Below are 23765 nucleotides of genomic sequence, written 5' to 3'. Positions count from 1 at the left end.
CCCATTCTTCCGCACACGCGAGGGCACCGGAAACGCTCGGGCACCGGGGACGCCCCCGGCGGGTCAGGACAGGTCGTCGCCGCTCGCCTGGGCGTCGCGGTGGGCCAGGATCTGGCCGACCTCGATCTGGTCGGCCAGCGTCTCGTGCACGAGCGTGACGTTGGGCACGTTGACGAGGCGCAGCGGGGCGTCGACGCCGTTGGAGAGCGTGATCGTGCCGCAGCCCCACATCCGCTGGAGCGGACCGCGGCGCACGCCGATCGTGTAGCCGCGCGCGTGGGACATCTCCCGGCGATGCCGCGAACCCAGCCCCTGCGCCGCGATCACACGACGGGTGGTGATCGTCGTCGTCCGCGAGTACCAGACGATGAAGGGGATCACGACGGCCACGAGGACGACGAGGCCGGCGGCGGCGAGCAGCATCCAGTCCTCGAACCCGGCCGGCAGGTTGCCGTAGAAGTACGCGGTGACCCCGAAGACCGCGATGAGCACCAGCGCAGACCAGAAGAGGCGACGCGCGTGGCTGCGGAAGCGCGCGATGAGCAGCTCCTCGGCGGGGGTGCCGGGCGGCGGCATCAGCGGTCTTCCGCCGAGCGTCACGGGCTGGGTCACACCCCCATTGTGCCCGGGATCGCGGACAACGCCGTCCGCGGGGCGGCGTGTCCCCGCGTCACGCGGGCCGCACGTGCACGACGTCGCCCGCGGAGACGGCCTGCGCGGTCCCCTCCGCGGCGACGAGCAGGCGCCCCTCCGCATCGATGCCGACGGCCATGCCCTCGAGGATCCGTCCGCCGGGGAGGGACACCCGCACGGCCTGTCCGATCGTGGCGCAGCGTGCCGTCACCGCCTCGCGCAGCCCGCTCGTGACCGCGCTTCCCGCGGCGGCGAGCGCGCGCAGGTGCCCGTCGAGCCCACCGAGATAGTCGTGCAGCAGCGCGTCCTCGTCGGCGACGACGTCGTGCACCGCGAACGACGTGGCCGTCGGCACCGGGAGCTCGGCGGCCGCCATGGCCGTGTTGACCCCCGCCCCCACGATGACCGCGTCCGGGCCCGCCTCGGCGAGGATCCCGCAGATCTTGCGCCCGTCGACGAGCACGTCGTTCGGCCACTTGAGCGCCACCTCGGCATCCGGGAGCTGCGCGGCGACAGCGGCCGTCATCGCCTCACCGGCTGCGAGCGGGATCCATCCCCGGGCGCGGGGATCCGACGGGAGGTCGCGCAGGAGCACCGACACCGCGAGCGCGGTGCCCGCCGGAGCGGTCCAGCGGCGGTCGAGGCGCCCCCGTCCCGCCGTCTGGCCACGGGTGAGGAGGACGGAGAGGTGCGGCCAGGCGCGAGCGTCGTGCGCCTTCGCTCGGAGGTCGGCATTCGTCGATCCGGTCGCGGCGAAGACCTCGAGACGCGGTGCGAGCGCGGCGGCGCGCGGGAACCCGGTGCTCATACGTCCTCGTCGTCCGCCTCGTCGTCATCGTCGTCCTCGTCGCCGCGGACGGCGCCGATCTCGCGGTCGCGCCAGCGCTCCCACTCCGCCATGAGCCCGTCGACGGCGGCGTGGAACTTCTCCGTGGCGACCCCCGGCGTCGTGTCCCCGAAGTAGTGGCGGACCCACATCTGCAGGCGGGCGACCGCCGCCTCGTCGGCCCGGACGCGCTCGAGCTCGGCGACGATGTCGTCCGCAGACTCCGCGGTCAGCCATTCGCAGTCCGAGAGGTAGCCGGTGGTGTCGACGGCCGCACGGTCGTCGACCGGGCGCGTGATCATGAGCGGCTTCCCGGCCGCGAGCCGGTCGTAGACCATCGCGGAGATGTCGACCACGGCGACGTCGGCGGCCGCGAGCTGCCATCCCAGCTCCGCACCGTCGTCGTACACGTGCTGAGCGGCGGGATCGGCCGCGTTCGCTACGGCGATGGCGGCGATGATCCGGCGATGGGCGGCCCCGTAGGCGTCGTCGACGACGCCGCTCCGCGGATGCGGGCGGTAGATCACCCGGTGACGACCGGTCTCCAGCAGTCGGGCGACGAGCCGCTCGCCGTGCGACGCGATCGAGCCGTAGTGGGCGCTCGGGCGGTCCCCCTCCCAGGTCGGCGCATAGAGCACGACGAGGCGGTCGTCCGGGGTGTACGGCAGGGAGCCCGAGTAGTGATCCGCCTGCGGACGGCCGATCTCGATCGTGCGGCGCTCCACGTCGTAGTCCCACAGCGTGCGCGAGAGGCGGTCCCTGGCGGCCTGCCCGGCCACGAAGGCGTAGTCGTACGCCTTGTACTGGTTCGTGGTCATGTACATCTTGTCGGACTCGCCGTGGTTGATGAACACGTGCCAGCGGCGGCCGTAGCGGAACATCTGGAAGTTGCGGGTGTTCTGGTTGACGTACAGCACGACGCGGATGTCCTGCGTGGCGAGGAAACGCTCGAGATCCCGCACGGTCGGCACGAAGGCGACGGGCGGCGCGTCCTCCTCGAGGAGCTTCTCCGCTCCGGTCGCCTGGCGGGCCAGCACCACGACGGGCCAGCGCTCCGCGAGCGCGGCGAGCGGGCGGTACCACTGGCGCATCTGGTACATGTTCACCGCGCCGTCGGCGAAGTACACCGCGACCCGGAAGTGATCGGCGGGATAGGGCTCCTGGGCCGCGAGGCGGCGACGGACGCGCTGCACCGCGGACCGGGACGCGAGCGCCCGTCGCAGGAGCCGATAGGCCTTGTTCGCGTCAGACAGTGCACCCATCCCTCCAGGATAGTTCGTCCCGCTGTCGTCCCCCTGGGCGCCCCGGGGTCCCGATGCTCCGCCTGGGAGAGCGCGGGGAGGCGCGCGTGACATGATCGACGTGTGCCAGCCAACGGATCCCCGCCCCCGTCACCGGGGTGTCCTTCGTGATGCCGGTGCTGAACGAACGCGCCTACCTGGAGCACGCCGTCGCCTCGGTGCTAGCCCAGGAGGTGGGGGTTCCGACCGAGCTCGTCCTCGCGCTGGGACCGTCGTCGGACGGCACCACCGACCTCGCCCGCCGCCTCGCGGCCGCCGACGACCGGATCCGGCTGGTGGACAATCCCGCCGCGCACATCCCCGTCGGGCTCAACGCCGCCATCCGGGCCAGCCGCTACCGCACCGTCATCCGGGTCGATGCGCACTCCGAGCTCGCCCCCGGATACGCCGCCCGTGCCCTGCAGACCCTGCAGCGCACGGGAGCGGCCAACGTCGGCGGCGTCATGCACGCGGAGGGCCGCACCCCGTTCCAGAAGGCCGTCGCCCGGCTGTACAACTCCCCCGTCGGCCTCGGCGGCGGCGCGTACCACGGCGGCCGGGTCGAGGGCGAGGCCGAGTCGGCCTACCTCGGTGTGATGAGACGAGAGGTCCTCGACGAGGTCGGTCTCTTCGACGAGTCGATCCGCCGCGGCGAGGACTGGGAGCTGAACCTGCGCATCCGTCAGGCCGGTCACCGCGTATGGTTCGACCCCGAGCTGGCGGTGACCTACTGGCCCCGGGAGAGCTGGCTGCGACTGGCCAGGCAGTTCCGCGCGACGGGGGCCTGGCGAGGAGAGCTGGTGCGCCGCTTCGGGCGCCGCAACGGTCTGCGCTACTTCGCCCCGCCGGTGCTCCTGCTGTTCGTCGTGCTCGCCGTCGTGCTCGGTATCCTGCAGCTCACCGGGGTCGTGTCCGGCACGGTCTCCCTCATCGCCGCGGGCCTGGTCTACCTCCCGCTCGCGCTCTACGTGCTGCTCGTGATCGGCGTGGCCCTCGCCCCGGGCGGGGGCGGCGTGCGGCAGCGCCTGTGGACGCTGCTCGTGCTGCCCACCATGCACCTCTCGTGGGGCCTGGGATTCCTCGGGGGCGTGCTGCGCGGAGCCGGCGACACCGTGGACGCGTCCCGGCTCGGCACGCGCAACACCCCGCTGCCCTGACCTCCGACGACTACGGCGTGACGAATCCGAGGTCGAGGATCCGATCGACCACCCGCTGCGCGGCCCGGCCGTCGTCGAGCGCGTTGAACTGCCGCTGCCAGGCGGCGTAGCGCTCGGCGTAGCGCTCCCGGTGGCCCTCGTCCGCAATCGCCGCCACGAGCTCGTCCTGGGTGCGGACCAGAGGGCCGGGGGCCCGCTCCGCCAGGTCGAAGTAGAAGCCCCGGAGCTGGCCGCGGTAGTGGTCGAGGTCGGGCACGAGGAAGTACATCGGCTTGCCGGTGACGGAGAAGTCGAACATGACGGAGGAGTAGTCCGTGACGAGGGCGTCGGCGGCGAGCAGGAGCTGCGACGTCTCGGGGTAGCCGGTCACGTCGATCACCCGCGCGCCGGCACGGTCCCTGCCCTCCCCCAGCGTGCGCGAGTGACCGCGCACCAGCACGACCGCGTTCGTCTGCCGCGCCAGGAGCTCGGGATCGACGAAGTCGACCATCTCCGCCCGGTCGTCCCGCCAGGTCGGCGCGTAGAGCAGGACGCGTTCGTCCGCCCCGATGCCGAGCGCCGCGCGCACCGCGACCGGGTCACCCGTGCGCAGCGCATCGTTGCGCGGATAGCCGTCGATCCAGATCGGCCGCCCGAAGAACGCGTAGGCCTTACGGAGGATCCGTGCGGCGTACGCGTTCTGCGCCAGAAGCACATCCCACCGCCGCGACTCCTTGACCACCGCCGCCATCCGGCGGGGGTCGAAGCCGGGACGGTGCAGGGCCAGACGCTTGAGAGGCGTGCCGTGCCAGGTCTGCAGCACCTTCTGCCCCGGCTTGCGTACGAAGCGGCGCCGCATCCAGTCGTTCACGATCAGGAGCCGCGCGGCGCCGCGAGCACGCCACCATTCCGGGCTGCCCTCGATCACCGCGATCGCGCCGTCCGGCACCTCGACCGACAGGTCCACGACGCTCCAGTACCGGCGGACCTGCGGGGCGCGCCGGGCGAGTTCCCGGTCGATGGCGCGCGGGTTGCAGCCCACGCTCCGGCCGTAGAAGCTCTCGAAGAATACGGCGTTCTCCGTGCCGCCGGCCTGCGCCACGTACCGCTCCTCGAGCGTGGAGCGTCCCTCCGCCGTGTCGTACACCGGGTCGAGGGGAGCGCCGATGCGGGCGACGGCGCCGTCGACGGCGATCCGCACGCCCGGGAGCACGACCGGCGCGAGACGGAGGGCCGTCAGATCGACGCCCTCGATGCGCAGTTCGTACTCCCCGGATGGCAGAGGCAGCTCCGGACCGCCCCATCGCGACGCACGGAGCGCGAACGTCGCCTTCCAGGTCTTTCCCCCGCCGGTGAGGCGGGCTTCCACCCGCGCTCGCGGCCCGATGAGCTCGGCGCTCGTCGGACGCTCCCCGGTCCCTGCGATGACCAGCGCCTGTGCCGTGTCATCGATGCGGGCCGTCGTCATTCTGCTCCCTTCGGCGCGGGGACCCCCCGCGCACGGATCGCGCGGTACACCCGACGGGTGTTCTGGCCGTCGCGGAACGCGTGCATCTCCGCGCTGAGCGTAGCGGAACGCCCGGCGGCCTCGTCGAACGCGGCCGCGTCGCCCAGCAGCGATGCCAGCCGCGCGAGTGCGGGCTCCCACCCGGTCGCGACGCCCGACGCGGCGACCTCCTCGAAGCGGCCGTAGAAACCGCGGGTCCGGGCGTACTCCGCCACATCCGGCGCGAGGAAGACGACCGGCATGGCGAGGAGGCCCACGTCGTAGGCGAGCGAGGAGTAGTCGGTGATGAGGATGTCGACGGCAGGAAGGAGCGGCGTGACATCGCTGACGACCGTGCTGGGCAGCGCCCGCACCCGTGTCGTCGGCAGGGGCGGCGCGTAGCTGCCGTCGCCGAGCGGATGAGAGCGCACGAGCAGGACGGCGTCGTGCTCCTCCAGCACCCGGATGATCCGCATCCATTCCTCGGCCGTCGGCACGGACGGGTCGGGGGCGCCGTCCCGCCACGTCGGGGCATAGAGCACGACGCGGTCGGCGTCGCCGATCGCACCCACGGCCTCGGCGAGCAGAGCCCGTGCGTGGGCGCGGCGTTCCTGGGGTGCGCCGATCGACAGCACGTCGACGCGCGGCTCCCCCGTGACCACGACCCGGTCGTCGCTCAGTCCGAACGCGGACTCGAGGCGTGCCCTGGCCCGGTGCGACGCCGCGGGGAGCACGCGGATCCGTTGCGCGGCGCCGCGGTACAGCAGCCCGACGAGGCGCCGCAGAATCGGGGCGCCGGGGACGGCAGGCACCTGCGTCGTGGCCGGGGAGTCGAGTCCGATGCGCTTGAGCGGGATGCCGTGCCAGAGCTGCACGACGAAGGCACCGCCGTTGCCGTAGCGGTTCACGTCGCCGAGGCCGTGCGTCACGACCAGCACGCCGGCACGGGCGGTGGCCCACCAGCCGCGGAGGCCGCCCCGCGGGACGGTCCGCAGGCCGAGGGCCTCGGCGTCGGCCGCTTCGCGCGCCGACCCGGTCAGCCAGAGGGTGTCATGTCCCTCCGCTGCCGCATGCCGGTGCAGGGCGAGAGCGCCGTCGCCGACGCCGGCGCCGCAGCCGAAGACCCAGCGCCGGCCGCGCGGCACGACGAGCGTGCCCAGGCGACCGAGGGCGTACAGCGGGATCCGGAGCAGCTTGGCCGCGTTGCCGGTGCCGAAAGAGAAGGACGCCACCCGGCGAGCCTATCGCGCGGGTGGCGTCCTTCTCTGACGGGGCGATCAGCCGGCGAGCGTGCCGAGCGTCACCTCAATCTGACTCTGCTTGCCGTTGCGGACGTAGGTCACGTCGGCCGTGCTGTCGGCTGCCGCCGCGCGGACCTGAGCGGTCAGGTCGGTCGCGCTCGTGATCGGCACCCCGTTGAAGTTCGTCACGACGTCGCCGGCCTGGAGACCGGCGGCCGCGGCCGCGCCCCCGTCGGTGACCTCGGCGATGTACGCACCGGCCTCGGTCGCGCCCTCGACGCCGGAGGCATCGCGGACCGATGCGCCGAGCAGACCGTGGGTGGCCGCGCCGTCGGCGATGATCTCGTCCGCGACGCGCTTGGCGATGTTGGACGGGATGGCGAAGCCGATGCCGATCGAGCCCGACTCCTCGGAGCTGCCCGAGCTCGCGATGGCGACGTTGATGCCGATCAGCTCGCCCTTGCTGTTGACGAGGGCGCCGCCCGAGTTCCCGTGGTTGATCGCGGCATCCGTCTGGATCACGGCGATCGAGATCGACTCGGTGGCCTGCTGCCCGCTGTTCCCGGGCAGATCGAACTGGAACGGCCCTTCGCTCTGCCCGTCCTCCGGCGCCTGCTGCTGCGGGGCGTCCTCGGAGGAGGAGTCGGGAAGCGCGGACGAGGCGATCTGGATGCTGCGGTTCAGCGCGCTCACGATGCCCGTGGTGACGGAGTTCGCCAGGCCCAGCGGGGCGCCGAGCGCGACGGCGGTGTCGCCGACGTTGAGCTTCGACGAGTCCGCGAACTCGATCGGCGTGAGGCCCTCGGCGTCGGTGAGCTTGATCACCGCGAGGTCGTAGATCGGGTCCGTGCCGACCACGGTGGCGTCGTAGATACGGCCGTCGGAGGTCGTGACGCGGATCGTCGGATCGGCCGCCGCCCCACCGAGGGTGACCACATGGGTGTTGGTGAGGACGTAGCCGTCCTTGCTGATGATGACGCCCGAGCCGCTGCCGGCCTCCTGCGATCCGGCCACCTCGATGGTGACGACGGAGGGCAGGGCCTCGGTCGCGACGGCAGTGGTCTCGTTGACCGAGCCGGGGTTGTTGACGGTGACGGTCTGCGGGCCCTGGGCGGTGCCGGAGGACGGGGAGTCCTGCAGCCCGGTGAGCAGGGCGCCGCCGCCGAATCCGGCGACGCCGCCGACGAGGGCGGCCGCGACGATGAACGCCGCCACGCGGGTGCCGCCGCGCGACTTCTCCTTCGTGGCCGCGGGGGCCTGCTCGGCCGGCGGCACGGTGCCGTCGAGCGGCCGGGTGTCCTGCGCCGGGACGCCGAATGCGGCACCGGGGACGCCCGCCGCGGCGGGACCGGGCGCGGCCAGCCCGTGCGGCACGGGTGCCACGGTCGGGGTGCCGGCGGCGTGCGACGCGAACGTCGGCGGCATGTGGTGGCCCTGCGGGGCGATCGGGCCGGAAGCGGCCGGAGCGCCCGGCGCAGGGGTGCCGTCGGCGGCCGGAGACGGCGCGCTCGGCGCGGCCTCGGGGGTCTGAGGGGTCTGGGGGGTGTGTCCGGCCGACACGGCGTCGTCCGACGCCGGTGCCGGGCGGTCCTGCGGGTTGTCCTGGTTCATGGTGTGCTCCTTCAACGCCCCTCCAGGATGCCCCGCATCCCTGTGCGTTCCTTATGCCCAGCGTGAGTTTCCGCTATGGCCTTAGCCTGTTCTTCATGAGTGTCATCCCCGGCGCATGGCGTCGCACGGCGGCCGGTGCCGGTCTGCTCGACGCGGACGGAACCGTCGCGCCCACCATCTTCGCAGAGATGTCCGCCGCGGCGGTCAGAACCGGAGCCATCAACCTGGGGCAGGGCTTCCCGGATGAGGACGGCCCGGAGGCGGTGCTCGACGCCGCACGCGCCGCGATCGCCGACGGGGTCAACCAGTACCCGCCGGGACGCGGGTTCCCCGACCTCCTGACGGCCATCGCCGAGCACCAACGGCGGTTCTACGGACTCGAGGTGGACCCGGGCACCGAGGTCATCGTGACGGCCGGCGCCACCGAGGCCCTCACCGCGACCCTGCTCGCCCTCATCGACGGGTCGGAGGACGAGGTCGTCGTCTTCGAGCCCTACTACGACTCGTACGCCGCCGCGGTGGCGCTCGCGGGTGCCCGGCTCCGGACGGTGCCCCTGCGGGCGCCCGGGTTCCAGCCCGACCTGGATCAGCTGGCGGAGGCCGTCACGGACCGGACCAGGATCATCCTCGTCAACGACCCGCACAACCCCACCGGAGCCGTCTTCGACGAGGAGGTGCGCCGCGAGGTGGTGCGCCTGGCCGCGCGGCACGACGCCGTGATCGTCACCGACGAGGTGTACGAGCACCTCACCTTCGACGCCCCGCACGTCCCGATCGCCACCCTGCCCGGTGCCGCGGAGCGGACGCTCACCATCTCATCGGCGGGGAAGACCTTCTCGACCACGGGGTGGAAGATCGGCTGGGTGCACGGCCCCGCCGCACTCATCACGGCCGTCCTGACCGTCAAGCAGTACCTCACCTACGTCAACGGCGCCCCCTTCCAGCCCGCCGTCGCCGTCGGGCTCCGCCTCGACGACGCGTTCTTCACGGACGCGGCAGCCGTGCTCGCCCGCAAGCACGCGATCCTCGGCGACGGTCTCCGCGCCGCCGGCTTCACGGTCCACGCACCGCAGGGCGGCTACTTCACGGTGGCCGATGCGACGGCGCTCGGCGGCGCCGATGCGGCGGGCTTCTGCCGCACGCTTCCTGACCGGGCCGGCGTCGTCGCGATCCCGCTCACTGCCTTCGTGTCCCCCGCGCAGCGCTCGGCGTACGCGGGGCTCGTGCGTTTCGCGGCGTGCAAGCGCATCGATGTCCTCGAGGAGGCGGCGGCGCGCCTCGCCGGCCTGAACCCGTGAGCGGGTCCGGTCAGCGCGGCACCACAGCGTAGCGGCGGGCCCGCAGCGAGGGATTGGTCGCACGGACGCGGGCGATCGCCGCGCCGTCGACCACGCCGAGGGCCACTCCGGGCTCGGAGCCGATGCCGGCGCGGACGACGCCCTGCGGGTCGACGATGCGCGAGTGGCCCACGCCGATCGGCGCCGGGTGGTCGGCGGCGATCACGAACACCGTGTTCTCGATGGCCCGCGCGGCGAGCAGGGTGGTCCAGTGCTGCTCCTTGAGCGGTCCGCGCACCCACTCCGCGGGCACCACGAGCGCATCGGCACCGGCGACCGCGAGAAGCCGCGACAGCTCGGGGAACCGCAGGTCGTAGCAGGTCATCAGCCCGAAGCGCAGTCCGCCGACCTCGAACACCGCGGGCTCGCCGATCTCCCCCGGCTCCACCCAGTCCGACTCGGTCTGCCCGAACGCGTCGTAGAGGTGCTGCTTCCGGTAGACCGCGAGGATGCCGTCGCCGCGCACGGCGACGACGCTGTTGCGCACGCGCCCCTCGTCCGAGGCCCTCTCCGTGACGCCCGCGACGATGACGACGGCGAGCTCCGCGGCCAGACCGATCAGCCCGGTCACGAACTCGCCGTCGAGACCCTCCGCATTCGCCGCGAGGCGTTCGTCCATCGGGTCGACGAAGTAGCTCGAGTACTCGGGGAACACGATCAGCTTCGCCCCGAGGCGCGCGGCCTCCGTCGCCAGCTCCGCGATCCGTTCCCGGTTGGCCTCGCGGGAATCCGTGGGGGCGAACTGGCACACGGCGACGGGCACGGCGGTGTTCTCAGACATGACGCCATCCTCTCGCACCCGCTGCCGCCGCGCTCGATTCGACGGCTCCCCGGATCCGTGATAAGTTATCTCTTGTGCCGCGGGGTGGAGCAGTTCGGTAGCTCGCCGGGCTCATAACCCGGAGGTCGCAGGTTCAAATCCTGTCCCCGCAACAAATGAAAGGCCCTCTGGCCGGGAGAAATCCCAGGCCGGAGGGCCTTTCGCATGTCCGGCGTCACCGCGGGTCGGCCACTCTCGCCGCGCGCTTCCCGCATTCTCCTCCCCCGCCCCGGATCTGGGAAGGCCCTCCGTCACGCACCGCCGCGGAGCCACGATGGCCCGGCTCAGCGGCAGAGCCGAAACGTGATGGCCTGCCCGGGACGGAAAGGAAGAGGACATGAGAGCAGTAGTGTACGAAGGCCCGCATACGGTGAGCGTCACCGATGTACCGGATGCCCGTATCGAACGCCCCACCGACGTGCTCGTGCGCATCACCACGACGAACATCTGCGGTTCGGACCTGCACATGTACGAGGGCCGGACGAGTTTCGAGACCGGCCGATGGTTCGGCCATGAGAACCTCGGCGAGGTCATCGAGGTCGGCGAGGGCGTCGACAAGGTGAAGGTCGGCGACTACGTCGCGCTGCCCTTCAACGTCGCCTGCGGGCACTGCAAGAACTGCGAGCGCGGGTTCACCAACTACTGTCTCACCGCGCAGCCCGTCCCGGAGTGGGCGGGAGCCGCCTACGGCTTCGCCGACATGGGGCCGTGGGCCGGCGGTCAGGCCGAGCTCCTCCGGGTGCCGTGGGGCGACTTCAACTGTCTCCGCCTGGGAGAGGACGCCGAGGAGAAGCAGAACGACTACGTGATGCTCGCGGACATCTTCCCCACCGGCTATCACGCCACGGAGCTCGCCCACGTGAAGCCCGGGGACCAGACCGTGATCTACGGCGCGGGCCCCGTCGGCTACATGGCCGCCTACTCCGCGATCCTCAAGGGGGCCGGAAAGGTCATGGTCGTGGACCGGCATCCCGACCGCCTGCGCACGATCGAGGAGCTCGGCGCGATCGCCATCGACGACTCCGCGGTGGACCCCGTCGAGGCGGTCAACGAGATGACGATGGGCCTGGGCGCCGATAACGGCTGCGAATGCGTCGGCTATCAGGCGCACGATCCGAGCGGCACCGAGGACCCGACCCTCACCCTGAACCGGCTCGTGAGGTCGGTCCGGTTCACGGGCGAGATCGGCGTCGTGGGAGTGTTCATCCCGCAGGACCCGGGCGCCACGGATGAGCTGGCGAAGCAGGGCAAGCTCGCCTTCGACTTCGGGGAGTTCTGGTTCCGCGGCCAGAAGCTCGGGAGCGGTCAGTGTCCGGTGAAGAAGTACAACCGACGACTGCGCGACCTGATCGCCGGCGGCAAGGCGACGCCCTCCCGCGTGGTCAGCCACGATCTGCCTCTCGAAGAGGCACCGCAGGCGTACGAGCACTTCGACAATCGGGACGACGGCTGGACGAAGGTCGTGCTGCACCCGGATCGCACTTCGACGGCGGCGTGACCCGACGGGTGCGGGGTGACGAGGATGGACACGGACGGCCGACGGGACCGGCGCTCGCCGGCGCGTGCCGGGGGACGTGCGGATCCCGGCCGCGCGGTCGCGTTCAGCGATGCGATCATCGCCATCGTCATCACGCTGCTCGTGCTCGATCTCCGACCTCCCCGAGCCGAGGAGGGCGAGCTGCTGCCCGCCCTCCTCGAGGAGTGGCCGACCTATCTGGCGTACGCCGGCTCGTACGTCTATCTCGCGGTGATCTGGCTGAACCACAAGGCCGCCTTCACACGGATCCGGGTGATGGACCGCGGCCTGCAGTGGGCCAACCTCGGCATCCTCGCCACTCTCGCGCTCGTCCCCTGGCCCACCGCGGTGATCGCGGAGACGGCGAGGACCGGGAATCTCGCAGACGAGCGGGTCGCCGTGGCGCTCTACGCTCTCGTCGGGGCTCTGCTGTGCTCCGCGTGGCTGGTCTTCTTCTCGTACCTGGCTCGTCACCCCGACCTCACGCAGGACGACGTCGACGACTCCTACTTCGCCCACGAGCGCCCGCGCGCGCTCATCGGAGTCGCCCTGTACCTCGCCGCCGGGGTTCTCGGCGTCGCCGTACACCCGCTCGTCGCGTCGATCGTCTTCCTGCTCCTCCCGGCGTTCTACGGCTTCACGAGCCACAGTCACGACGAGGGGCCCCGGCTGTTCTCCTTGTCCCGCCGTTAGAGCGTGCGCCCCATCCCGGTGCTCGGAGGCCGGTCGAGCCGTCGTCTGCGAGTATCGAGGGGTGAACCGACCGGTCGACATCGATGAGCGGCTCGTCGCCGACCTCATCGCGGAGCAGTTCCCCCGCTGGGCGCACCTGCCCGTCCGCGCCGTGGCGCGTCAGGGATGGGACAACAGGACGTTCCGTCTCGGCGACGAGTTGTCGGTGCGACTTCCTCGTGCCGAGGCCTACGCCGCGGCCGTGCCGAAGGAGAGCGGAGCGCTCGAGTTCCTCGACGGAAGGCTTCCCGTCGCCGTTCCCTCCGTCGTGGCGCTGGGGGCGCCAGGCCCGGGCTACCCGTTTCCGTGGTCGATCCGCCGGTGGCTCGACGGCGACACCGTCGAGCGCGCCGCGGGTCTCGATCGCGTTCGCCTCGCCGTCGATCTCGGGGCTCTTCTCCGCACCGTGAGATCCCTGCCCGTGGACGCGGGCTGGGCGGCCGGTCGGCACTCGTTCTTCCGCGGTTCGCATCCGAGCGTCTACAGCGATGAGGTCCACGCCGCGCTCCAGCGGCTTGACGGCATCCTGGACGCGGAACTCTGCCGGAGCGTCTGGCTCGACGCGACGAGCAGCGCGTGGGAGTCCTCGCCGGTCTGGTTCCACGGCGACGTCGCCGTCGGCAACCTGCTCGTCAGCGACGGCCGCCTGTCGGCCATGATCGACTTCGGCACCTGCGGCGTCGGCGATCCGGCGTGCGACCTCGTCATGGCATGGACGTACTTCGACGGGGACGCGCGCGATACGTTCCGCGACGCCGTCGACCTCGATGCCGCGACCTGGCGACGGGCTCGCGGCTGGGCACTCTGGAAGGCCCTGGTGACTCTCTCCGACGGGTCAGGGCCGGGCGGCGACGACAGCCGACGCGTGCTCCACAAGGTGCTGACCAGCCCGCTCTAGGCCTGCGGCCCCCGGTCAGCGCACGACGGCGGTGGGCGCCACGAGCGCGGCGAGCACCTCGTGGCTGATGGAGCCGAGCAGGAAGCGGGCGACCGCGCCCCGCCCGTGCGAGCCGACCACGGCGAGGCTCGCGGTGGCGGCGGCGCGGTTGATGACCTCGGACGGATATCCGCGTTCGACTCGGGGCTGGATCTCGAGATCCGGATAGGTCGAGCGCAATCCGCCGAGAGCGACGGCGAGGGTCTCCTCGGACAGCTCCTGCATGGAGGAGAGGTACTGCTCGGGATACGCCCTCGCTCCGCGCGGGAGGGGGACGGGAGTCCATACCGTCACCGCGACGAGGGGCTCGCCGAGACGGTCGGCTTCGGCAGCGGCGAAGGCGACGGCGGCTTCCGAGATCGGAGACCCGTCCACCCCGACGACCACACTGCGACGGTCGCTCGTCTCGATGTCGGGGATCACTACGACCGGGCAGGAGGAGTCGGCGACGATGCGCAGCCCGTGGGCCCCGCGCCGCGGGCTGTCCGCGTCATCGGGACGGAAGTCGCTGCCGATCACGAGGAGGTTCGCGCCCGCGGTGGTCGAGACGAGCTGACGGACAGGGTCGCCGCGGAGCACGACGATGTCGACGTCCAGGCCCTGATCCTTCAGCGTCTCCGCGTGCTCCTCCAGCAGACTCCGCGCCGCCGCGATCGCAGCGTCGACCACAGGGCCCTCCCCGACGGCGCCGACCGCTCCCCCGACGACGCTCGCGAGGAGCAGCGAGGCCTTCCGCGACCGGGCGCGGTGCGCGGCCCATTCCAGTGCTCGTCGTCCCGCCGACGTGTCCACCACTCCCACAACGATGCGCTCAGCCACGACACCCTCCCTGTTCCCCTCCACCCTCCCATGCCACCCCCTCCCCGCGCGACGGTCCGTCCCGGACAAAACCCTCCGCCAGCTCAGGCACGCGCGCCGGTTCAGGCTTCCTGCCCAGAGGGCGCCTGACCTCGCGCGCCCGCCTGATGCCGCGAGAACGCCTGTCCCGCCGCGCCACGCGCGCAACCAGGCACCCGCGCGGAATCAGGCTCGCGTGCAGGGTGGCGCCTGATCTCGCGCGAGCGCCTGGTGCGGCGGACCGGCTTCCGGCGCACCACGGGTTCCGGGAATGCGAAAGGGCACCCCGCGTGGGGGTGCCCTTTCGTGTGCGTGGGAGGATCACTCTCCCGCGGCGGCCTCCAGCTCCAGGAGCTTCTCGACGGCCGCGGTGAGGCGCTTGTCCGCCTCGCCGAACTTCTCCAGGTCGCCCTCGGCGAGAGCCGCCTGGCGGTCGAGCAGCGCCTGCTGCGCCTTCGCCAGGGCATCGGCCTGCTCGTCCGTCGGCGTCGGCGTGGTCGGCGTCTCGCCGGTGTCGGGATCGGTCGTGCCCGGATCGGTGGGTTCGACCTCGTCGTCACCACCGGTCGCTCCGGAGTCGCCGCCGAACAGCGTGTCCAGCGCCTCGGTGAGCGTGTTCTCGAAGGCCACCCGGTCACCGAAGGCGACGAGCACCTTCTGCAGACGCGGCAGCTGCGTCCCCTCGGACGACTGCACGTAGACCGGCTGGACGTAGAGCAGACCGCCACCGACGGGCAGGGTCAGCAGGTTGCCGTAGATGACCTCGGACTCCCCCTGCTGGAGCAGGTTGAGCTGCGGGACCACGGCCGTGTCGGAGTTGTAGGTGTTCTGCACCTGACCGGGACCGGGCACCGTGGTGTCGGTGTCGATCTCGAGCATGCGCAGCTGCCCGTACCCCTCGGCCTTCACGCCCTTCTCGGCGCCGGCATCGGAGTCGACGGCGAGGTAGCCCATCAGCACGTCACGGCTGCCACCCGCGCCCTGGGAGGCCGGGATGAACGTGGAGAACATCGAGAACCGCGGTTCGTCCTGACCCGGCATCTGCATGGTCAGGTAGTACGGCGGCTGCAGCATCGCGTCGCTGCGCGGGTCGTTCGGCGTCTGCCAGCGGTTGTCCTGCTGGGCGAACGAGCCGGCCTTGTCGACGTGGTAGATGCCGAGGATGTCGCGCTGCACCTTGAACAGATCGGTCGGGTACCGGACGTGGCTCATGAGCTCGCCGGACATCTCGCTGATCGGCTTGAGGGTGGACGGGTAGACCTTCTGCCAGGTCTTCAGGACCGGGTCCTCCTCGTCCCAGGCGTACAGCGTGACCGAGCCGTCGTAGGCGTCGACCGTGGCCTTGACCGAGTTGCGGATGTAGTTGATGTCGTCGATCGCGAGCGACGGCGTCGGCACGTTCGAGTCGGCGATCGCGTCGGACAGGCTCACGCTCGTCGAGTACGGGTAGGTCGAGCTCGTCGTGTAGCCGTCCACGATCCAGACGATGCGGCCGTCCACGACGCTCGGGTACGGGTCGCTGTCGAGCTCGAGGTACGGCGCGACCTTCTGCACGCGGGTCTTCGGGTCGCGGTCGTAGAGGATCTGGGAGTCCTCGTTGACGAGGTTCGAGAACAGGATCTGCTCCGACTGGAACTTGAGCGCGTAGAGCAGCTTGGTGAAGCTGTCGCCGATCTTCGGCCCGCCGTTCCCGGAGAACGTCGTCTTCGTCTCGCTCGAGCCGTCCTTGCCCCGCGGGTAGTCGATCTCGACCGGGTCGGCCCCCTCGGGGGCGCCGACGATGGAGTACTCCGGGGAGTTCTCGCCGAAGTAGACCCGCGGCTCGAAGTCGCCCTGCTCGGACAGGAAGCCCGAGGTCGGGATGCCGCGCTCGAGGAAGACGGGCTCGCCGTCGGTCGTGCGCTGGTTGCCCGCCGCGGCGACGAGGCCGTAGCCGTGCGTGTAGACCGCGACGCGGTTGTTCCAGTTATCGCCGTCGCCGAGGCCCGACATGTCGAGGTCACGGACGGAGACGACGGTGTCCTGCTTCACGCCGTCGATCTCGTAGCGGTCGACGTCCATGGTCGTCTGGAACTGGTAGTAGCCGCGGTACTGCTCGAGCTGACGGACCGTCGGCGGGATGACCTTCGGGTCCATGATGCGGATCGACGCGGTGGTCTCGGCGTCGGCGCGGAGCTGCCCCGCCTCGGCGTCGGTCTCGGCCTCGAAGGCCGTGGTCTCCAGGTCGGCGACGCCGTAGGCCTCCTTCGTGCCGTCGATGTTCCGCTGGTAGTACTCGGCCTGGTAGGCGTTCTGGTTCGGCTTGACCTGGAAGGTGGTGACCACCCACGGGTAGCCGATGCCGATGACGAGCGAGGCCACGATCAGCAGCGCGGTCGCCGCGAGCGGGAAGCGCCAGCGGCCGATGACGGCCGTGACGAAGAAGAGGATGGCGACGACGGCGGCGATGATCGCGAGGATGCCGAGGCCGGGGATGGTCGCGTTGGCGCCGGTGTAGGCGGCACCCGTGATGCGGTCGTCCGGCTCGACGAGGGTCTTGTAGCGGTCCAGCCACAGGCTCGCCGCCTGCACGAGCAGGTAGAGACCCGCGATGACCGCGAGCTGGATGCGGGCCGGCTTGGAGATGCGCAGCTCGCCCTGGCCGACGCGCACCGAGCCGTAGAGGTAGGACACGAGTGCGGTGACGAGGAGGCTGAGCAGCAGGACCGCCGAGACGAACGCGAGGAGGATCGAGTAGAACGGCATCGCGAACATGTAGAAGCCGGTGTCGACCTTGAACTGCGGGTCGACCTCACCGGTGGCGACGCCGTTGGCCCACAGCCACACGGTCTTCCAGTTGCCCGCTGCCGCGAACCCCGCGAAGAGGCCGAAGAAGATGGGCATGCCCCACATCGCCAGGCGCCGCAGCGGCTCGATGACCTCCTGGTAGCGGTCGAGCTGCGAGCTCAGCCGGACGTAGACCGGGCGGAGCCGGTACGCGAGCTGGATGACGACGAACAGCGGCACGGCCATGCCGAGGAAGCCGACGACGAACATCACCGCCGTCGCGATCCACTGCGTGGTGAGCACGCCGGTGAACCCGACCTGGTCGAACCAGAGGAATTCGGTGTAGAGCGACGCGAAGACGAAGAACGCCGCGATGAGCGCGGCGATGATCACCAGGGAGATTCCGAGGATGCGTCGGGAGGTTCGAGGCGTGGCCGGGGGCTGGGCTGGGGTCGAGGTCACCCCTCCATCCTAGGCACCGCTCGCTGTGGGCGGGCTGTCACACCGGTCACGGCGGGGTCACGACCCGCGCCGGTTCAGGTGGCCGGGACGTCGCAGGTCGGCAGCGCGTCGACGTCGCCGTCCTCGGCGATGACCTCCAGCGCCGCGAGCGATTCGTCGAGGGTCGCGGTGCGGATGACCTGCAGGCCGTCCGGAACGTGCCCCAAGACCTCGTCGCAGTTCGCCTCCGGGGCGAGGAAGTAGTCCGCACCGGCGTCGCGGGCGCCGTAGAGCTTCTGGCGGATGCCTCCGATCGGCCCGACGGTCCCCTCGGCGTCGATCGTCCCCGTACCCGCGACCTCCTTGCCGCCGTTCAGCTCGCCCGGCGTCAGGGTGTCGATGATCCCGAGAGCGAACATCATCCCCGCGCTGGGGCCGCCGACGTTGTCGAGCTGGATCGTGACGTCGACCTCGAAGTCGTAGTCCGTGCGCAGCGTGATGCCGATCAGCCACGTCGTCGTGCCGTCCTGGGTCTGCTCCTCTGGCGTGATCTCCACGGTCTGCTCGTCGCCGTCGCGGCGCACCGTGAGCGCGACCGGATCGCCGCCCGCCTCCTGGATGGCCTCGCGCAGCGCGGTGGCCGAGGTCACGGGCGTGCCGTCGATCGCGGTGATCACGTCGTCCGCCTGGAGCAGACCGTCGGCCGGCGACCCTTCGACCGCATCGACCACGACGACCTCGGCTCCCGTGTCGTAGCCGAGCTCGTTCAGCGCGGCGGCCGTCGCCTCGTGCTGCGAGTCGACCATGAGCATCGCGTTGCGCTCGTCCCGCTGCTCGGTGGTGACGCCCTCGGGGAAGACCGCGTCCAGCGGCACGACGGCCCGCGACGCGTCCATCCAGGCGAGTGCGAGCTCGAACCAGCTCGGCGTGCGCTCCCGGTTGCCGACGACCTGGACGGTGGTGAGGTCGAGCGTTCCGCCCGTCTCGTAGGTCTCCGTCCCCTCCACGCTGATGAGCGGGACCTGCTCGCCGTCCGCGTTCTTCGCGGTGCCGAGGGTGTCGTACACGGGACCAGGGCGCTGGATGACGTACGGCGAGGGCAGGAACGTGAGGACGGCGAGCGCCGCGAGCGCGACCACCAGCGCCCAGACCCCGAGTCCGAGCTTCCCTGCGCGCGGTCGTTCCACAGCAATCCTCCGTCGTTCGCGAGCGGCGTACAGCGATCTGCCCGCTTCGGGGTCGCGCACTGAAACCTGTGACTAGCGTAGATGCCACGGCTTCAGACGTGCTGAGAGGGCGAGCGACATGGCAGACAACGAACCGAACCCGGAGGACTTCCAGGAGTTCCTGCGACGGATGCTCTCGAACCAGGGCGGCGGCGACATCGACCCCGAGGCGCTCCGCGGCGCCTTCCAGGGGATGGACGGCTTCACGTTCGACCCGGCGATGATGCAGACGATCATGGCGCAGCTCCAGGGTGCCTTCGGCGGCGATCCGTGGGAGAACTCGCTCCGGCAGGCCCTGCACATCGCCAACCGCGAGGGCCAGGGCATCGCCGACGGCTCACGATCCTCCCTCGCCGACTCCTTCGCTCTGGCGAACCTGTGGCTGGGCGAGGTGACCACCATCTCCGAACTCGCCGCTCCCCCGGTGGCGATGACCCGCGGCGAGTGGGTCGAGAAGACGCTGCCGGTGTGGAAGGAGATCGCCGGCCCCGTCTCGACGAGCATCGCCGACGCCCTGACGGCCGCGCTCGACACCCAGGTCCCCGAGGAGATGCGCGGTGTCGTGCAGGGTGCGGGACGCCTGATGCGGGGCCTGGGCGGCTCCGTCTTCGCCGCCCAGTTCGGGCAGGTGCTCGGCAACCTCTCGCTCGAGGTCGTCTCCGGCGGCGACGTGGGCATCCCCGTGCTGCCGGCGGGCACGGCCGCCGTGATCCCGCAGAACCTCACGGCTTTCGGTGAGGGACTCGAGATCCCCGAGGACCAGATCGCGCTCTACATCGCCACCCGCGAGCTCGCCTACGCCCGCCTGTACCGTCACGCCAAGTGGCTGCATCTGCACGTGATGGCGCAGATCACCGATTTCGCCCGCGGCGTGACGGTGGACGTCGACGCCCTGGAGGACGTGGCGAGCCGCCTCGATCCCTCGAACCCCGAGGAGCTGCGCGCGGCGATCGAGGGCGGCGCCCTCCTGCCCACGCAGACCGAGGCGCAGCGCGAGGCCCTCGCGCGCCTGGAGAACCTCATCGCGACCATCGACGGCTGGGTCGACGTGGTCACGGCGGAGGCCACCACCCGGCTGCCCGACGGCGGCAGGATCGCCGAGGCGGCCCGCCGCCGTCGCGCGGTCGGCGGCCCGGCGGAGGACGCCCTCGGCGCGCTCGTCGGGCTCAAGCTCCGCCCGCGGCGCATCCGCGAGGCATCGGCCATGTGGCGCGCGGTCACGGATGCCGTCGGCGTCGCCGCCCGGGATTCCCTGTGGGACTACCCCGACCTCATGCCCACCGCCGAGGACATCGACGACCCGACGGCGCTGATCGCACGTCTGCAGGCCGCCGAGCGCGGGGAGCAGCCCGAGGCGGACGAGTTCGACGAGGCGCTCGCGCGCCTGCTGGACGGCGACGACTTCTCCGGGGAGACGCCGGCCGAGGGCAGCGGCGAGGACGGCGACGACGACGCTCCGGAGGGCGAGCGCCCGGTCTGAGCCCGGGTCATCGAGGACGACTGAGCACTCTCCCTCCCCGACCGGGCAGAGCCCGCCGATTTCTCCACCGATCCCTCGAACCGGTCTGCGGCCTCGCGCGGCTCCGCAGAATCGAGGGGTGCCGCTCACCCCGACGACCCTGACCCGTCTCGATCCCGCGTTCCCGCTGCTCTGGCGCGATGGGACGACCCTCCAGATCGGCGACGACCCCGGCATCCGGGTCCCGGCCTCCGCACCGTGGGTCGAACGGGTCCTCAGCCGCATGCGCCGAGGATTCCGGCGCAGCGCGTTCGACGTCATCGCGCACCGCGCGGGTGCACCGTGGTCCGAGGCGCGACGGCTGCTGGCCGTCGTCGAACCCGCGCTGCAGGATGAGCCCGCTCCGCCGCGCGCCGCCCGCGTCTCCGCGCTCGGCCTCACCGACACGCGCGCGGAGGGGCGGCTGTGCGAGACGCTCGAGGACGAGGGCGTGCCGCTCGCGACGGCCGAGGAGCGGGGGTCGACGGCGGTCGCCGTCGTCCTCGTCCCCGGCGCGGCGGCCGCCGTGCAGTTCGCCCCGATGCTGCGCGCCGACCACCCGCACCTGCCCGTCGCGGTCGAGCCCGCGCGCATCACCGTGGGGCCGCTCGTGATCCCCGGGGTCACGCCGTGTCTGAGCTGCCGGGACGCCGAGGACACCGCTCGCGATCCGGCCTGGCCGCTCCTGCACGGTCAGCTCGTCGGCCGCGACCCCGGACGCCTCACGCTCGCCAGGGTGGCTGCCGCCGGGGCCGTCGCCGCGCATCTCCTGCGCGCGGCCGATCCGGCGCGCATCGCCAGGGTCAGCGCGGACGGCGGGATCGCGTGGCGTTCGGTGCGGTTTCGCGCAGAATGCCTGTGCCGCGCGCCGTCGTGCCCATCTCCGCCAGGAACCGCGACGGCGCCCGCTCGCCGCGCCCCGCCGTCCGTGCCCACGACAGCTCCAGCGTGCGCGCAGCCCGCGTGACCCCGACGTAGGCCAGACGCCGTTCCTCGTCGACGGCCTCGAACGTCGTGGCGTAGGAGATCGGCAGAGACCCCTCCGCCCATCCGGCCAGGTACACGTGCGGCCACTCCAGGCCCTTCGCGGCATGCAGCGTCGACAGCGTCACCGTCCGCATCGTCGGCTCGTGCTGATCCTTCGCGCGGGCCATGAGGTCGTCGCTGAAGGACCGCAGAGTCGTCTCCGGCCCCGCCTCCTCCGCGAGACGGAGGATGGCACGCCGCGCCTCCCACCCGTCGCGCTGGGCTCCCCCGGCTGCCGGAGGCTCCTCGGTGAGTCCCAGCTCGCGCAGCACCCGTCGCACCCCGGGCAGGAAGCCGTGCTCGGTCGGCGCCACCGCCGCCGCACGGAGCGCGAGGATCGCCTGGCGCACCTCCGGCATGGCGAAGAACCGCGTGCCCCCGAGCACCGAGGTGGCGATGCCCTCGGCGGCGAGCGCCTGCTGGAGCACCGCGGACTGCGCATGGGCGCGATACAGCACGGCGATCTCCGCCGGGGACGCGCCCCCGGCGATCCGGGCCGCGACGCCGGCGGCGATGCCCGCGGCCTCCTCGGCCTCCGTGTCGTACGCGGTGACCGTCGGCGGCTCCGCCGTGAACTGCTCCCGGGCCGGGACCAGCTCCAGCGCGCCGGGCCTGCCGTGCATCAAGGCGTTCGCCGCCGTCAGGATGGGGGCCTGGGACCGGTAGTTCGTCTCCAGCCGGATGACCGTCGCGTCGGGGTGCCGCCGCTCGAACTCGAGGAGGAAGCGCTGCTCCGCCCCGGCGAACGAGTAGATCGTCTGGCTGGCGTCGCCGACCACGCAGATGTCGTGCCGATCGCCCAGCCAGAGCTCCAGGAGCCGGTTCTGGAGCGGCGACACATCCTGGAACTCGTCGACGGTGAAGTGCCGGTACTGCTCGTGGACGGCGGCCGCGACCCGGGGCTCGGTCTCCAGCATCCCCGCGCAGGCGAGCAGCACGTCCTCGAAGTCGAGTTGATGACGCTCGTCCTTGAGCGCCTCGTAGCCGCGCATCAGCTCCACGAGCTGCGTGGGGTCGATCCCGCTGATCGGGCGACCGAGCTCCGCGTACCGGTCGATCGAGATCATCGAGACCTTCCGCCACTCGATCTCCGCGGCGATGTCGCGCAGGGTCGCCGTACTCGGACGCAGGCGGATGGCATCGGCGGCCTGGCCCAGCAGGCGCACCTTGTTGTCGATGATCGACGGCGCGGGCGCACCGGCCAGGGTGGGCCAGAAGAAGTTGAGCTGTGCGAGGGCCGCCGCGTGAAAGGTGCGGGCGGCCACGCCCTCGACCCCGAGCGCACGGAGGCGGCCGCGGAGCTCGCCGGCGGCCTTCGCGGTGAACGTGACCGCCATCACGCGCGACGGCGAGTAGGCACCCGTGTCCACCCCGTGCGCGATGCGATGCGTGATGACCCTGGTCTTGCCCGTCCCGGCCCCCGCGAGCACCGCCACCGGGCCCCGCAGGACCGAGGCCGCCGCTCGCTGCCGCTCGTCGAGGGCATCGAGTGCGCTCACGGGCGCTCCTCGAACCAGTCGACGATGAGGGCCCGCGCGATCGAGGCCGGCCCCGGGAGTCCGACCGGACCGTTCCCCGCGAGCGCGGAGCCGATCTCCGTCCGCGTGAACCACCGGACGTCGATGATCTCCTCGCCGTCCGGGCGCGCCGCCGCGTCGTCCTCGACGACCGCCCGGAAGCCGACCATGAGCGACCGCGGGAACGGCCACGGCTGCGAGGAGACGTAGCGGAGGGCCGACAGCCGCACGCCGGACTCCTCCTCGATCTCCCGGTGCACGGTGGCTTCGAGGGACTCGCCCGCCTCGGTGAAACCCGCGAAGCAGGAGTACATGCGTCCGCCCCAGTTGGCGTTGGCGCCGAGCAGCAGCCGCTCGCCGTCCCCGCTCTCGACGGCGACGATCACGGCGGGATCGGTCCGCGGGAAGTGCTCGCGCCCGCACACCAGGCACCGTCGAGACCAGCCCGCGTTGCGCAGCTCCGTCCCTCCACCGCAGGTGGGGCAGAACGGGGCGTCGCGGAGCCAGCCGGCCAGGGCGACGGCGGCGACCAGGACCTCGGACTCCCCCGCGTCCAGGCGCCCGCCGAGGTCGCGGAGCCCGAGCCAGATCTCGTCGGGCGCGGTGTCGAGGGCATCGGTCTCCGGCGGCAGCGCGGCGAGCAGGAGCGCCGCGCCGTCGGCATCCCGGCCGAGCAGCGCCCATGTCCCGTCCGCGACCTCGTCCGGCGAGACGCGCAGCAGCGCGGAGGCCGCCACGCGCACACGTCCCTCCCGGACGACGACGACGCGCGAGCCCGCGTCGTCGCGCAGACGCTCGAGCACGCCCTCCTCCTCGCGGAGTTCGGCGGCGCGGTCGAAGAACGGGCGCGGAATGCTCATCGACTCCCCCTTTCGCGGGCGTGGCGGAGGCGGGACCGC

The 23765-nt window shown here is 71.8% G+C and carries 18 protein-coding genes and 1 tRNA gene; 7 read left to right on the top strand and 12 right to left on the bottom strand.

All coding sequences use genetic code 11. The features are described from left to right. Positions 1–63 precede the first annotated feature (63 nt). The 3 genes from IZR02_RS05740 to IZR02_RS05730 are packed head-to-tail and all read right to left on the bottom strand — an operon-like array spanning position 64 to position 2721. A complete protein-coding gene (locus IZR02_RS05740; protein WP_025102995.1) occupies positions 64–612 on the bottom strand; it encodes a PH domain-containing protein in 549 nt (182 codons plus the stop codon). Positions 613–670: 58 nt separating this feature from the next. Continuing rightward, a complete protein-coding gene (locus tag IZR02_RS05735) occupies positions 671–1441 on the bottom strand; it encodes a biotin--[acetyl-CoA-carboxylase] ligase (protein ID WP_025102994.1) in 771 nt (256 codons plus the stop codon). Beyond that, entirely contained in the window at positions 1438–2721 is a 1284-nt protein-coding gene (locus IZR02_RS05730; protein ID WP_025102993.1) for a CDP-glycerol glycerophosphotransferase family protein, read from the bottom strand. The genes IZR02_RS05735 and IZR02_RS05730 overlap by 4 nt, the downstream gene beginning before the upstream one ends. Positions 2722–2870: 149 nt before the next feature. On the opposite strand from IZR02_RS05730, the gene IZR02_RS05725 reads away from it, so the two are divergent. Continuing rightward, entirely contained in the window at positions 2871–3896 is a 1026-nt protein-coding gene (locus IZR02_RS05725) for a glycosyltransferase family 2 protein (RefSeq protein ID WP_051582201.1), read from the top strand. Positions 3897–3906: 10 nt separating this feature from the next. Here IZR02_RS05725 and IZR02_RS05720 read toward each other — a convergent pair whose 3' ends face one another. The 3 genes from IZR02_RS05720 to IZR02_RS05710 are packed head-to-tail and all read right to left on the bottom strand — an operon-like array spanning position 3907 to position 8213. Continuing rightward, on the bottom strand, positions 3907–5343 hold the full coding sequence (locus IZR02_RS05720) for a CDP-glycerol glycerophosphotransferase family protein (protein ID WP_025102991.1): 1437 nt from the start codon (positions 5341–5343) through the stop codon (positions 3907–3909). Continuing rightward, positions 5340–6593 carry a CDP-glycerol glycerophosphotransferase family protein gene (locus IZR02_RS05715; protein WP_025102990.1) on the bottom strand — a complete coding sequence of 418 codons (1254 nt, stop codon included), beginning with the start codon at positions 6591–6593 and terminating at the stop codon, positions 5340–5342. Before IZR02_RS05715 ends, IZR02_RS05720 begins: the two co-directional genes overlap by 4 nt. A gap of 45 nt (positions 6594–6638) precedes the next feature. Then, positions 6639–8213, bottom strand: coding sequence for a S1C family serine protease (locus tag IZR02_RS05710; RefSeq protein WP_029989186.1), 1575 nt, complete (start codon positions 8211–8213; stop codon positions 6639–6641). Between the two features lie 95 nt (positions 8214–8308). Between IZR02_RS05710 and IZR02_RS05705 the strand changes: the two genes are divergently transcribed. Continuing rightward, the gene (locus IZR02_RS05705; protein ID WP_025102988.1) at positions 8309–9511 is read left to right on the top strand and encodes an aminotransferase class I/II-fold pyridoxal phosphate-dependent enzyme; all 1203 of its coding nucleotides are present in this window, start codon (positions 8309–8311) and stop codon (positions 9509–9511) included. Between the two features lie 10 nt (positions 9512–9521). Here IZR02_RS05705 and IZR02_RS05700 read toward each other — a convergent pair whose 3' ends face one another. Further along, positions 9522–10331: a carbon-nitrogen hydrolase family protein gene (locus IZR02_RS05700; RefSeq protein ID WP_029989311.1), complete on the bottom strand. Its 810-nt coding sequence runs from the start codon at positions 10329–10331 to the stop codon at positions 9522–9524. Between the two features lie 78 nt (positions 10332–10409). Here IZR02_RS05700 and IZR02_RS05695 point away from each other — a divergent pair. The 4 genes from IZR02_RS05695 (at position 10410) to IZR02_RS05680 (ending at position 13516) form a co-directional block, all read left to right on the top strand. Beyond that, positions 10410–10483 (top strand) — tRNA-Met (locus tag IZR02_RS05695). Between the two features lie 224 nt (positions 10484–10707). Then, on the top strand, positions 10708–11868 hold the full coding sequence (locus IZR02_RS05690) for a glutathione-independent formaldehyde dehydrogenase (protein ID WP_025102987.1): 1161 nt from the start codon (positions 10708–10710) through the stop codon (positions 11866–11868). Between the two features lie 24 nt (positions 11869–11892). After that, positions 11893–12579: a TMEM175 family protein gene (locus IZR02_RS05685; RefSeq protein WP_025102986.1), complete on the top strand. Its 687-nt coding sequence runs from the start codon at positions 11893–11895 to the stop codon at positions 12577–12579. A gap of 61 nt (positions 12580–12640) precedes the next feature. After that, positions 12641–13516: an aminoglycoside phosphotransferase family protein gene (locus IZR02_RS05680; RefSeq protein WP_025102985.1), complete on the top strand. Its 876-nt coding sequence runs from the start codon at positions 12641–12643 to the stop codon at positions 13514–13516. Between the two features lie 15 nt (positions 13517–13531). Here the strand turns inward: IZR02_RS05680 and IZR02_RS05675 are convergent, their stop codons facing one another. The 3 genes from IZR02_RS05675 to IZR02_RS05665 form a co-directional block, all read right to left on the bottom strand. Next, positions 13532–14374 carry a universal stress protein gene (locus tag IZR02_RS05675; protein ID WP_025102984.1) on the bottom strand — a complete coding sequence of 281 codons (843 nt, stop codon included), beginning with the start codon at positions 14372–14374 and terminating at the stop codon, positions 13532–13534. Positions 14375–14713: 339 nt separating this feature from the next. Then, positions 14714–17620: a UPF0182 family membrane protein gene (locus IZR02_RS05670; protein ID WP_025102983.1), complete on the bottom strand. Its 2907-nt coding sequence runs from the start codon at positions 17618–17620 to the stop codon at positions 14714–14716. Positions 17621–17694: 74 nt separating this feature from the next. Next, positions 17695–18786 (bottom strand): YlbL family protein, encoded by a 1092-nt coding sequence (locus tag IZR02_RS05665; protein WP_025102982.1) that lies wholly within the window; start codon positions 18784–18786, stop codon positions 17695–17697. 118 nt (positions 18787–18904) lie between these two features. Between IZR02_RS05665 and IZR02_RS05660 the strand changes: the two genes are divergently transcribed. After that, complete coding sequence (locus tag IZR02_RS05660) at positions 18905–20305, top strand: zinc-dependent metalloprotease (protein ID WP_025102981.1); 1401 nt, start codon at positions 18905–18907, stop codon at positions 20303–20305. 821 nt (positions 20306–21126) lie between these two features. Here IZR02_RS05660 and IZR02_RS05655 read toward each other — a convergent pair. Both IZR02_RS05655 and nudC read right to left on the bottom strand, forming a co-directional pair. Beyond that, a complete protein-coding gene (locus IZR02_RS05655) occupies positions 21127–22848 on the bottom strand; it encodes an ATP-dependent helicase (RefSeq protein ID WP_025102979.1) in 1722 nt (573 codons plus the stop codon). Continuing rightward, complete coding sequence (nudC, locus tag IZR02_RS05650; RefSeq protein WP_025102978.1) at positions 22845–23726, bottom strand: NAD(+) diphosphatase; 882 nt, start codon at positions 23724–23726, stop codon at positions 22845–22847. The genes IZR02_RS05655 and nudC overlap by 4 nt, the downstream gene beginning before the upstream one ends. Positions 23727–23765: the final 39 nt, after the last annotated feature.

This window comes from Microbacterium paraoxydans, from assembly GCF_019056515.1.
Lineage (GTDB): Bacteria > Actinomycetota > Actinomycetes > Actinomycetales > Microbacteriaceae > Microbacterium.
Note: the sequence above shows the minus strand (reverse complement) of the source record. Positions and strands in the feature narration are given on the sequence as shown.